At 57.8% G+C, this 12,226-nt stretch carries 11 protein-coding genes; 2 read left to right on the top strand and 9 right to left on the bottom strand.

Features of this window, described 5'->3' with window-relative positions; translation table 11 throughout:
- The first annotated feature begins 68 nt into the window (after positions 1-68).
- Complete coding sequence (locus ACL2XO_RS13740) at positions 69-377, top strand: SelT/SelW/SelH family protein (protein WP_132921803.1); 309 nt, start codon at positions 69-71, stop codon at positions 375-377.
- A 175-nt stretch (positions 378-552) separates the two neighbouring features.
- Here ACL2XO_RS13740 and ACL2XO_RS13735 read toward each other — a convergent pair whose 3' ends face one another.
- The 7 genes from ACL2XO_RS13735 to ACL2XO_RS13705 form a co-directional block, all read right to left on the bottom strand.
- Complete coding sequence (locus ACL2XO_RS13735) at positions 553-2,145, bottom strand: UbiD family decarboxylase (protein WP_132921804.1); 1,593 nt, start codon at positions 2,143-2,145, stop codon at positions 553-555.
- A 106-nt stretch (positions 2,146-2,251) separates the two neighbouring features.
- Positions 2,252-3,520 carry a TonB-dependent receptor gene (locus tag ACL2XO_RS13730; RefSeq protein ID WP_413742966.1) on the bottom strand — a complete coding sequence of 423 codons (1,269 nt, stop codon included), beginning with the start codon at positions 3,518-3,520 and terminating at the stop codon, positions 2,252-2,254.
- Positions 3,521-3,989: 469 nt separating this feature from the next.
- Complete coding sequence (locus ACL2XO_RS13725; protein ID WP_132921806.1) at positions 3,990-5,156, bottom strand: LLM class flavin-dependent oxidoreductase; 1,167 nt, start codon at positions 5,154-5,156, stop codon at positions 3,990-3,992.
- Complete coding sequence (locus ACL2XO_RS13720) at positions 5,143-6,060, bottom strand: ABC transporter substrate-binding protein (protein WP_413742965.1); 918 nt, start codon at positions 6,058-6,060, stop codon at positions 5,143-5,145. Before ACL2XO_RS13720 ends, ACL2XO_RS13725 begins: the two co-directional genes overlap by 14 nt.
- A gap of 59 nt (positions 6,061-6,119) precedes the next feature.
- Complete coding sequence (locus tag ACL2XO_RS13715) at positions 6,120-6,902, bottom strand: ABC transporter ATP-binding protein (protein ID WP_243701413.1); 783 nt, start codon at positions 6,900-6,902, stop codon at positions 6,120-6,122.
- Positions 6,899-7,720: an ABC transporter permease gene (locus tag ACL2XO_RS13710; RefSeq protein ID WP_243701414.1), complete on the bottom strand. Its 822-nt coding sequence runs from the start codon at positions 7,718-7,720 to the stop codon at positions 6,899-6,901. Before ACL2XO_RS13710 ends, ACL2XO_RS13715 begins: the two co-directional genes overlap by 4 nt.
- A gap of 28 nt (positions 7,721-7,748) precedes the next feature.
- Positions 7,749-8,648 carry an ABC transporter substrate-binding protein gene (locus ACL2XO_RS13705; RefSeq protein ID WP_203521617.1) on the bottom strand — a complete coding sequence of 300 codons (900 nt, stop codon included), beginning with the start codon at positions 8,646-8,648 and terminating at the stop codon, positions 7,749-7,751.
- A gap of 168 nt (positions 8,649-8,816) precedes the next feature.
- Between ACL2XO_RS13705 and ACL2XO_RS13700 the strand changes: the two genes are divergently transcribed.
- Positions 8,817-10,292: an amidase gene (locus tag ACL2XO_RS13700; protein ID WP_413742964.1), complete on the top strand. Its 1,476-nt coding sequence runs from the start codon at positions 8,817-8,819 to the stop codon at positions 10,290-10,292.
- 62 nt (positions 10,293-10,354) lie between these two features.
- Here the strand turns inward: ACL2XO_RS13700 and ACL2XO_RS13695 are convergent, their stop codons facing one another.
- Together ACL2XO_RS13695 and ACL2XO_RS13690 are read right to left on the bottom strand one after the other, a co-directional pair.
- A complete protein-coding gene (locus ACL2XO_RS13695; protein WP_413724313.1) occupies positions 10,355-11,038 on the bottom strand; it encodes a GntR family transcriptional regulator in 684 nt (227 codons plus the stop codon).
- A 275-nt stretch (positions 11,039-11,313) separates the two neighbouring features.
- On the bottom strand, positions 11,314-12,180 hold the full coding sequence (locus ACL2XO_RS13690; RefSeq protein ID WP_413742963.1) for an ABC transporter ATP-binding protein: 867 nt from the start codon (positions 12,178-12,180) through the stop codon (positions 11,314-11,316).
- Between the last annotated feature and the right edge of the window lie 46 nt (positions 12,181-12,226).

Raw genomic sequence — 12,226 nt, 5'->3', positions numbered from 1 at the left:
TTCCGATTCTTGACAAGATTCACCCTTTACCAGACCATAAACATCCATCTCCCTGCTCGAGTCCGCCTATGACCACGCTTCCGGCCGTCACCATTCGCTACTGTTCACAATGCAATTGGCTGTTGCGCGCCGCATGGATGGCGCAGGAATTATTGCAAACCTTCAATACCGATCTTGCCTCCGTCACGCTCGTTCCAGGCTCAGGGGGCATCTATGAAATCACGGTGGAGGGGGAAGTGCTGTGGGACAGGAAAACCGACGGCGGTTTTCCCGACGCGGCGCAGTTGAAACAGCGTTTACGTGACCGCTGTTTCCCTGAACGCGCATTAGGACATGCGGATAAAAATGCCGGTGGAAACCACTCCCGCAAGAATTGAGCAATCGGCGAACTCTCCGGGCGCATGCCGGCGCCCGGCCCGGTAAAATTGCGCCAAGCGCCGGCCCCGGCAAAGCGGCATTGCGGTCCGGCAGCGTACAGAGGTGCCCGAGCATGGGGCGGCGGCGTAAACATGCCCCATACCCATAGCCCCTAACGAGGGGTGATCTTCCGCGTCAACGCGTCCGCTGTACCGCATCAAATTTGGATCCGCGAATGCATAACTTGCCTTCGCCGGTTTTCCACAGCTGTTTGGATTCGTGCATGACCCCCAGGGCGCGGGCAATGGTGACAAAGCTGTACTGAGAGAACCGGCCCGCCACCTCCTGGTAATACAAGGGGGTTTTTTCAATAAGGGCATGTATGGCCGCCGCGGCTTCTTTCACCTTGGCCGGATCCGTCGCCACCGCGGGGTCCTGTTTGCCCGCCAGGTAATCGTCTATCTTTGCCGTGTCGGCATAAGCATAAGAGATGCGTTGGTAGCGTTCATGGGGGATCCCTTCCGGAATGGTGGCGTCGATACCGACCTTCGCCCCGGTGGGCACTTGCCCCGGCGCGGTAATTTGCAGGCTGGGATCGAGGGGTTTGGCGCGCGCGCCGGGAATTATCATCACATCCCTGTCGCCCTGCACCCGGGTGGCAATGGCCCATTCCACTTCTTCACCGTTGAAGACGTCGATGTCATCGTCCACCACCACCACATGTTTGATATCCATGACCGAAAGCGCCGCAAGCAGCGCATTCTTGCCCTCTCCCGCCTGTTTTTTGATGGAGACCACCGCATGCCAGAAGGCCCGCCCCCCCAGTGTCATATTGATATCCTTGACCTGCACGCCGGCGGTAAGCAAGGCGCGGCGAATGGCCTGGTAGCGGGTGGGGGCCGCAAGCCAGGTATTCTCCCAGGGCATGTGCAGCGCGTAGTACATGGCGTCGCGCCGGTGCATGATGGCCTTGATTCGCACGTTGGGATTCCAATGCAGGCCGCCCATGAGCGCGGTAAACTCGCCAAAGCGGCCTTCGGGTTCGGTCCAGCCCACCGGCAGGATTTCCGCTTCGATCACCAGTTCGGAATCGGCAAGATACGGCAGGTCCACCGTTTCGCACATGGCCAACTCCACCGGCGCGCCCAGGATTCCGCCGGCAATGGCCATTTCGTCGACGCCGATGGGGGCGCGATAACCGGCCCCCATGATTTCGATGGGATGATTGCCGATGGAAATGGAAATGGGCAAAGGTTCTCCCCGCTCCAGGGCCCGCTGGGCAAATAAGCGCATATTATTCGGCGTCACCAAATCGATGCCGGTCAGGCCCTTTTCTTTCACCATGAATCGGTATATGCCGGAATTAATGCCGTATTCCGGATCTTTGGCCATTACGATGCCGGCGGTAATCATCGGCCCTCCGTCATAAATAGACGACAGGGGAATGGGTATGCGAAACAGATCGATATCCTCACCGGTCAAGATGACTTCTTTGGTGGGGGACGTCTCTACATATTTCGGCGGGATGGGGTTGTCTATTCCCCGCTGCAGCTTTTTCTCGATTTGCGAATACTCGGTACAGCCCATGCCCATGATAGTCCGCTGCCGGGTACGGATAATGCCGGACAGCAGCGGCATGTCATAGCCGATAACATCGTGAAACAGCAAAGCCTTGTCGCTTTGATCCACCAGGGTGCTGATATGGCGGATGTCCACCGGCTGCCTGATATCCACCAATTCATCCGCGGCCCTTAATTCATCCAAAAAATTCCGGAATAATTCACTCATAAATCCACTCCTGAATAGGTCATTTATTTAAACGTCCCGGCATCTTCTTCTTGCCAATACACCGGCGCCGAGCATATGCCATAAGTAATTCTCTTGGTTAAATGCATTAAAAATCGTATTGCACCGCCAGCCGGTTCTGCCAAAAATTCTTATCATAGCTGGAGGATGTCTGAACGCCGGCGGAATCGGTCAGACTGAGGCCTTTTAAAAGCCGTGTTAATTTCCAGGTGAAATACACCAAATATTCTGACTGATTGATGCTGGCGGCCTTGGCCGAGGGTTTGAGATCCATAAAGGAATAACGCGTCCCCACCAGCAGCTCTTCGCTGGCTCTATAGCTGAGGTTGGTGGAATAGGCGTTACCGCTGCCTAAATCTTCGGTGCTGGTAAAAAAGGGCTGGGCAAAATAGGACCCCGAGGAAGCGGAATGGGCATAAGGCGCCACCAGTGCGCCATTCTTCCAGGAGTTAGGGCTGGCGGCGATGTGATCGTAATTAAGTTTCCACTCCAGTCTGGGAATTATCGCCAGGCCGAATTGCAAACCATAGGAAGTATTGTCGACTTTGCCGGCAAGGGCCCGGCCCTCGCTGGTCCCCCGGATAAACTGCGCCCCGATTTCCGGCGCATGGGGCATGGCGGGGAATCGTAAATGGCCCTCGCTGTAGAAAATGTTGGTATAATCATCATAGCTTTCATACCAAACCTGGCCCTGGAGTTTCTCCGCTCCGAGCTCCACGCCACGTCCCGCCCCCACCGCCCACATGCCGTTGGTGGGTTCAGTCACGTTGGTATAAGCGCTGGTGGCGATAAACTGATCCGTGGCCCAGGGTTTGTAGCGCCAGACTTTGGTTGCGTGCAGGAAATTGATTTTATCACCATAATCGGTATCGATTCCGCGGAACAGAATAGGCGTCACGCGGAAATCATAATCAGAGGCAAAAGGAAGATTGATTCTCTGGTCGCCGGCGGTGATCTTGAAATTCTCATGCTGCCAGCTGAGATACGCTTCGCCGAAATTGGTTTGATTGTTGGCAAGGGCGCCGACGGTGCGCGACGGGTCCGGATGGTCGATACCCCGCAGGAAAACCCCGCCCAGGGCGGCGCGAAAGCCATACAAGGGCGCGGTTTCATATTTTACGTTGCCGCCATAACTTACCGTATCCTGACTTTTTCCCGTGACGAATAAGGTATTGTGCGAAGAGTAATACAGGGTGCGTAAGCTGCCGCTCACCGTGCCGCATTGTAAAAAATCCGCGACATTATCCACTCCGCCGTCGCCATACGAACAGGATGACTTTATATTACTGACGGCGGCATGACTCACCAGGGGCATCGCTGTGATCACGACCGCAGCGAAAGGTGCCAATTTTTTCATTGTTCCCTCTGCAAAATTTTCAAAAAAAAACAATCATTACCAGTGAAAGCCATATCCAGGACGAAATAAATGTATTAGTCTGGGATGCTCACTGGAACCTCTGATAATAAATTTGCCGTTATGGAATGATTTGAGCATTGCCATAATAAGCAGGTACGGTGAGGCCGATGAACGATACAATGCCCATCTTATTCTGCATAAAATGTATTTTGTAATTCGGTTAATCTCCGGGGTTCAATAAACCAAAGCTTTCCTATTGTTCTTAAGAGAACAATATTCATCTATACCCGTCATACTTCAAATTGCAGATACGTTGGCTTTCCCGCAACTCGAATTATTTAGGGTATTTCATTATTGAATTAACCGGAAAAGCGTTAGCTATCGCATAATATTTTCTCCACCTGGCAAAAGTTAATAGAGCATGGTCCGTGTCGATCGTATGCCGACGGACAATCTGTTATTTCAAGGGCTATGCCAACGCCGACAGCCGGCCTCGCACCCGGGGCAGAACGTGCTCGCCAAAACGCAGCGCCTCCTCCAGATGGGGATTGGCGGCCAGGATAAATGTGCCGAACCCCGCTTCGATATACTCCAGCAGGCGATCCGCTACCTGATCATAGCTGCCGAAAATACCGATGGTGGGGCCGGGGCGGAAAAGGCCCAGCCCCGACCATAGATTCGGTCCGATGCAATGGTCTTCAAAACGACCGGATGCATTCTCGCGTATCGCCGCCTGCCGCCGCGCGCCGACGGAGTCTTCACCGCCGGAGCTGGTCATGGATTTTGCCTGCCGGGACTGATTCACCTCAACCGTCTCCCATAAACGGCGGGCTTCATCCCACGCCTGCGCTTCGGTTTCACGGGCGAATATATCCACGCGCAGTCCATAGCCCGGCCGGCGGCCATGGCATTCAGCCATCCGGTTCAGCCTGAGCATGACGGCCTGCATGTCCGCCAGGGGCTCAAGCCACATCAGGTAATGATCCGCATGTTTGGCGGCCACGCTCAACGCCGCGTCGGACGAGCCGGAAAAATAGATACCGGGCTTGCGGGTATAGACCAAAGGCGCCGCCAAACCGCCGTCGTGGATATCATATAGCGCCCCCTTATGGTTAAAAGGGGCGCCCCGCCAGTAACCCGCCGCCACGTCCAGCCATTCCAGGGTGCGGGCGTATCGGTCATCATGGGGTAAGCTATCGCCGTAAGCACGCTGGGCAGGGGCGCTGCCGCCGGTAATAATGTTCCATTCCAGCCGATCGTGGCTGATGCGCTGGAGGGTGGCGCCCATTTTGGCCGCGTAGGCCGGAGTGATGAATGCCGGCTGAAAGGCCGTTATAAATCGCAGCGTGCGGGTTTCCCGCGCCAGCGCGGCGGCGATCATCAGGGGTTCTTCGCTGACAAAGGCGGTAGGCACCAGCACGCCGTCAAATCCCGCCAGTTCACAGGCTTTGGCCACCTGGGCCATATAATCAATATAACCGTAGCCATCCGGCCGGCCGTCAGGCGCTCCCGGCGCTATCACACCAGGCGCGGCCGGCTGCCAATCCCCGCGATTCCAGGACGAGGAAGAGACCGACCGACCGTCGCCCTGGGTGGGAATTCGCCAAAAAAACTCTGCGGTTTTACGTTCGCCCATTACGGTATCCCCTGGTATGCGTCGCCAACCCATCCAGTTGAAACGGAAGCATTGATTGCGAAATATCCACAGGCTGTTTTAACAGGCCGTGTTTAAACAATAAATCGGCCTCGACCTGCTGCTCGGTAAAAAACTGCCGGTCGGGAGGCAATATGCCCCAATCCCGGCTTTTCAAACCCTGCGTCCAGCTGGCGGCGGATAAGCCATTGGCGATAACCCTGGAGAACAGTTCCCCCGCCTGCCCAAGGTGGCCGCCAATCCAGGCATCCGTCGCCACCAGGGTGTTAAACAGCGTTTGGATCACCTTTGGTCCCGCGGCGACCACCTCGGACAGGACCCAGAACACCGAACGGTTGGCAATCAGATCGCCGCAATCCTGGATTTTTCGGATTTCGCCTCCTTCCAGGGCATCGCTCAGATAAGGATCCATCGCCACCCAGGCATCGATTCGCCCGGCCCGCAATGCCGCTAATGATTCACCGGGCTTCAAATTCATCCCGTGAATGGAAGTATAATTCAGACCCACCCGATCCAGGGCCGCCAGCAGAAAATAGGTCTGGAAGGAGCCCTCGATAAACCCGATGCGCTTGCCGGCGAGGTCCCCGGCGGCCACTATGTCCGACCGCGCCGGCACTACGATGGAGGACCAGCTCAGCCGGGGTTTGGAGGCGCCGATATAGGCCAGGATGACACCATCCGCCTGCGCGGTGATGGCGCGGGTGGTGCCGGTGCCGATGACGTTCACTTTCCCCGCCACCGCCAGCGCATGCATCATGCGCCCTTCGGGATACCAATAAAATTCTGGCGACAGCCCGGCATCCCTGAGTGGCTGCTGTAACGGTTGATAATGCGTCAGCGCGGTCAACGTCAAATTGGAAGGATGGGCGCCGATACTGATTTTCATGCTTCAAATCCTTATTCGTAAAGCCGATAACCGTTACAGACCGGTGCCTGACGGCGCTATCAGGTGCCTTCCGTCTCTTCGAGATCGGCCCAGATAGCGCCGCACAGGGCGGCGAAGTGCGCATCGCCGCGCAGCAGCCGGGGATCTCTGGGGCGCGGCAGATCTACCGGATATTCAGCGGTAATCCGCCCAGGCCGGGGGCTCATCACAATCACCCGGTCAGCCAGCGACACCGCTTCTTCAATATCATGGGTTACAAACACGATGCTGCGGCGCCGGGTTTCCCATATGCGCAACAGTTCGCGGCCCATGGAAATTTTGGTTTGGTAATCCAGGGCGCCGAACGGTTCATCCATGAGATACACGTCGGGTTCATAGGCCATTAACCGCGCCAGGGAGACGCGCTGCCGCATGCCGCCGGAAAGGGCTTTCGGGTAATGGGACGCGAATCCATTGAGCTTGATAAGATCGATAAGTTCGGCGATGCGCTGCCCGTGCAGTTTGCGGTCAAGTCCGGACAGCTCGCAGCCCACCGCGATATTTTCCGCCACCGTCGCCCAGGGCAGCAGGGTGTCCCGCTGGAACATAAAGCCGAGTCCTGGAGGGGGTTCCGTCACCGTCCGGCCATCAATGGCGACGCTGCCTTGTGCCGCCTTCATCAATCCGGCGATAACGCGCAGCAGAGTGGATTTTCCACAGCCGGACGGACCGACGATGGCGACAAACTCGCCGGCGGCGATATTCAGCGATACATCGTCAACGGCGGTAATTTGCCCGGCCGCGCCGGCAAACCGCACCGACAGATGGTTAATGGTTATCTTTGACTCGGTTGATTCGCTCATTGCCGCCATTCCGTTAAACGATGGAAAATCCGCGTCACGATCAGATTCGCCACCATGGCCAATATCAATAAAATGATGATGCCGGTGAACACCCCGGTGGAATCCAGCTGTCCCGCCGCGTTTTCGATATACCATCCCACGCCGCGGTTGGATCCGATAAGTTCCCCCACCACGGCGCCCACCATGGCCAGACCGACGGCGATACGCATCGCCGCCGCAATCCACGGAACGATGGCGGGCAGTAGTACCCTGCGCAGGATATAGGCGCGGCTGGCGCGCATGGTTCTCAGCAGGTCGATATGATCGCTCTCCAGCGAACGAATCCCCTCCAGGACATTCAGCATAAACACGAACAGCACCATGGAAAACGCCATCATGACCTTGGCCGACAGGCCGATGCCGAACCAGAGCACGAACAGCGGCGCCAGCGCCACGCGCGGCAGGCTGTAGAGTCCCATAAACAGCGGTTCCACCACCCGTGCGGTGCGGGTAAAACGCGACATCGCCAGCCCGAGCGAAATGCCCACCACCGCGCCGAGTATCAGCCCCAGGCCGGCTTCGGACACCGTGGCGTCCACATGGCGCAGTAAATCGCCGTTGCCCGCCATCTGCCAAAGACGGCGGCAGATATCGCTGGGCCGGCTGCTCCAGAAGGGATCGATAAGCCAGGTCCCCGCCGCTTCCCATAACAGCAGCAGTACGCAGATAAAGGCAAACTGCTGGATAAAGACCCGCGAGGACGCGCGGGAAAGCGGACCGGCCAGATGGGAAGCCTGCCGTTTCTTTCTCTTGGCGGTCTGCAAAATAAGATTCGTCACGTTATTTTTCGCCATGGTCATTAATGAATTAGTGCACAACGATACTGTTGTAATCAGGGGCAACCAGCGTCGGGTCGGTTACCTTGAGCATTTTCACCATCAATCCATAACCGGCCGCAGACATCGTGCCGTCGGTAGACAGCAGCTTGGGTGCCTCGGCCACCAGGACCTTGCGCAGATCGGGGCTGAGATTGGGGTACATTTGATCAATACCCGCCTGCACCGCCGCGGGATCGGTCTGGATGAGCCGTTCAGCCCTGACCACGGCCTTGATAAGCTTATGGGCGATATCGGGATTTTTGTTCAGCCAGCGGTCGATGACCACCAGGTCAAGGGCCGGGTATTGCAGATTGCGAAAATCCTGCACCAGTTTAAAACGCTGGTTATCCGCCAGGGCCGCCTGCACATCGGGGGTGGTTAACATGCCGGCGGCCACAGAGCCGGTTTCCAGGGCCGCGCGCATGGCTCCGCCGGTGCCGATGCCCACCAGTTTATAGTCCTGATCGGCGTTCAGGCCCTTTTCAGCAATGAAGTAGCGCAGGGTATTATCCGTCAGGCTGCCTGGCGAGGTGATGCCCACGTATTTGCCGCGGAGATCGTCTAGCGTGTTGACCGGCGATGAGGCAAGGGCCACCAAACCATAACCGTGATGTTCCGTTAGCGCCACTAATACACGCCCGCCCAGATGACGGCTGGACAGCCGCACCGCATGATCGGCGGCGCAAATACAGGCTTCCACGCTGCCGCCGGCCAGGGCCTGGACCGCCGGGGCGCCCCCTTTAAAGGAAATGGTTTCGATGGCGATGTTTTCATCGGCAAAGAAGCCCTTCTGCTGGGCAATGACCAGCGGCAGCGAACCCAGGGAGTTCTGGGCGGCGGCCAGCCTGACCGCCGTTTGGGCGGATACGGCGAATGATAGTGAAAACATCAGGAAAAACGTTACAATGTGGCCTCTGCATTTCGTCAAAACACCCATCCCAAACCGCCTCGAAAGTTTTATAAAATATATTTTGTATTTTGCTCAGAAAGTGCATAGTTAAACAACTCTGAATAGGCCGCATCAACATACAAATTTCTTATAAGGAAAGTTAATTTCATGCTTAAGAAACCCGTTGACATCTTTGCCCCCGCCACCCTGCTGGCAAAACGCATCAGGGAGGGAGAAATCACCTCCCTTGAACTGGTCACGGCCTGTCTGGAGCAGATAGAAAAACATAACGGGGTGGTGAACGCCGTGGTCATCCTGCTGGCGGAACAGGCATTGGCCCGTGCGCATTCCGCGGATAAGGCCCTGGCCGGCGGCGAAGTATGGGGCCCTCTGCACGGCGTGCCGTTAACCGTTAAGGAATCATGGGATGTCAAAGGGTTGCCCTCCACTTTCGGGCTGGTATCGCTGCGGGACAATATTGCCGGGGAAGATGCGCTTGCGGTCAGCCGCCTGAAAGCGGCCGGCGCGATTCTGGTGGGGAAAACCAACGTTCCGCCGCATTTGGGGGATTGGCAAACCATCCATCCGGACTATGGCACCACCCGCAATCCCTGGGATGTGGCGCGCACACCCGGCGGTTCGTCAGGCGGTTCGGCGGCCGCGCTGGCGTCCGGGTTTTCCGCCCTGGAGATCGGCAGCGATATCGGCGGGTCAATACGTATGCCGGCGCATTATTGCGGCGTCTACGGCCATAAGCCCAGCTATGGTCTGGTGCCCGGGCGCGGTCACGGACAGCCCGGCAAATCCGCGCCGGCGGATATCACCGTCTACGGACCGTTAAGCCGCAGCGCCGCCGATCTGGATCTGGCATTGGGCCTGCTGGCGCAACCCGATACGCAAGCCTGGCCGGCCTGGCGGGTAGAGTTGGACAGCCCGGCTCCCCGGATGGGGAAACATTTCCGCGTCGGCGTGTGGGCGAATGACAGCCGCTTTCCGGTGGACAATGAAATCAGCGCCGCGATACTGGAGGCGGCAGAGTCGCTGCGACGCGCCGGCGTCGAGGTGGAGCCCTTGGCCCGCCCCGATTTTACCAGCGGTGAATGCTACGAGGTCTATGTTCATTTATTACGCGGCGCCACCAGCGCACGGCAAAACGACAAAGAGTTTGCCGCCAACCGGGCCGCGGCGGCGCAGCTGGCCGCCGATGATAAAAGCTATCGGGCGTTGTCCCTGCGCGGCAATGTGCTTACGCACCGGGATTGGCTGGGGTATCAGCAGCGGCGTTATGGTCTTATCGAGGCGTGGCGCGCCTATTTCGCGCGTTTTGATTTTCTGCTTTGTCCGGCGGCCTCCACGACGGCATTTACCCTGTTCGACAACGTTCCCAAAGAGGCGCGCTACCTGGAGGTCAACGGACGGCGGCAGCCTTCGGCCAATGATTATTTCTGGCTGGGCCTCTCATCGGCGGCCTATCTTCCCGCCACCACCCTCCCCATTGCCCTTTCCTCGTCCGGGCTACCCATCAGCGCGCAGATTATCGGCCGATTCGGCGCTGACAGGGCCTGTATCGCCCTGGCGGATATAGTGGAGCGGGTCCACCACCGGTTTGCCACGCCGCCGATGTTCACTCAAACGGCGGAATAAAAACCCCATCGGCGTTGGTTGACAACGTGCCCGGTGGGACAGCACGTTTGTCAGCAGTCTGGTCAGGCATCTTTTTCCGGTTCAGAATCGCTTTGGCGCAGGCGGTCGAAATATTCCCGCGCCCGATCGGCGGCGTGCCCTACATGCCCCGCCATCAGCGCGGAGGCTTCATCGGGCTTGCCGTCCCGGATCGCCGTCAGGATATCCGCATGGGATTTAAGAATGGCGGGCGCGTTGTCATAGAGTTTCATCCCCTGCGCGGGCAGGGCTTTCCATAACGACGAAATGAACTCAATGAGAAAGGATGAACCGCTGGCTTCGGCGATTTTCAGATGGAAGAGTTCGTTATATTTGCTTAATTCCCGGGTATTCTGATTTTTTGCCGCGTCGAGGGACGCTTGGTAGGCCTCGGCGATTTCATCGATCTGGGCCGGGTTCGCATACATGGCGGCCAGCCTGACGGCTTCCGGCTCGAGGATGGCCCGCAGCAGCGAAACCTCTTCAGAGCGGCTGGGCTTTTTTTTGGCGATCACCGCCGCATGGTGGGGCGTGCGTTCGATAAGCCCCTGCTCCGCAAGCAGGGTGAAGGCATCCCGTACCGGCGTCAAACTCATTCCCAGGCGAGCCGCAAGCTCATTCAAGGTGACTTTCTGTCCTGGCTTCAGTTCACCTGATTGAATGGCACTCAGCAGCGTTTGGTATGCCAGTTCACTTTTGGTCAAGAACGTATGGACACGCTCAATCATATTGGTTCTCGTTAGCCTTTATAATAAAAAATTGCCAGGTCTTTAATTTATAATGAGCATCTCACTGTGAGCATCTTACGACATGGGGTACTTCCAGGCTAGTCTCTCGCAGAAATAGACTGGCGAAGGCCGATCGGCCCGTGCGGGCGACGGGCCGCCGGATAACGTGGCGTAAGCGGGAATAGAAAACATCGGGGCCGGCGGTGATTTGTTAAAGCCGGCAATGGGGTGGCTATCGGCCACTGCCGCCGGGATGATATTGCCGTACATGACTATCAACGCGGGGTTTTAGATGCCTCCCCCGCCGCTGCGCCGCTATCCCTTTCGGGCAGGGCCGCGAGCAGCGTTTGCGTGTAGGGATGCGCCGGGGCGGTAAAAATCTGCTCCCGGCTGCCGGTTTCCACCAGGCGCCCCCGGTACATCACGGCAATGCGCGGCGCCATATAACGCACGACGCGCAAATCATGGGAAATAAACAGATAAGCCAGCCCGTATTCCCGCTGCAGCCTGCGCAATAAATTGAGGATCTGCGCCTGTATCGACACGTCCAGGGCCGATACAGGCTCGTCCAGGATAAGCAGACGCGGGTTAAGGGCCAGCGCACGCGCAATGCCGACGCGCTGGCGCTGGCCGCCGGACAGCTCCGACGGATAACGGTGAGCCAGGCCCGGATTAAGCCCCACCAGGCCCATCAGCTCATGAATGCGCTCTTGCCGCCCGGCCCCGTTATGGACCCGATGCACAATCAGCGGCTCGGCGATAATATCAAATACCGTCATGCGCCGGTTAAGGGAGGCCATGGGGTTTTGGAACACGATCTGCAAATCGCGGCACAGCCGGGGATGGCGGCGACGCTTCAGGGCGGTAATATCCTCGCCATCGAACCATATCCGCCCGGCGGAAGGCGACGCGAGCCCCATCAGCATCAGGCTGAGGGTGGATTTTCCGCAGCCCGACTCCCCCACCAGCCCTAATGTTTCGCCGGCGCCCAGCGTAAAGCTCACCCCATCCACCGCATTGACGCCGCCGCCGGAGCGGCCTAACCAGCCGGCGGCGCCGGGGTAGCGTTTCCCGAGTCCCTCCACCCGCAACAGCGGCGTTAAGGCGCTTATCTCCTTGGCGGGTTCCGCGTTTACCGTCATGCTGATTCCTCCCCCGCGTCGCCCTGGTGATGGGCGGCATGCTGAT

Source organism: Sodalis sp. RH15 (genome assembly GCF_047324255.1).
Classification (GTDB): domain Bacteria; phylum Pseudomonadota; class Gammaproteobacteria; order Enterobacterales; family Enterobacteriaceae; genus Acerihabitans; species Acerihabitans ligni.
Note: the sequence above shows the minus strand (reverse complement) of the source record. Positions and strands in the feature narration are given on the sequence as shown.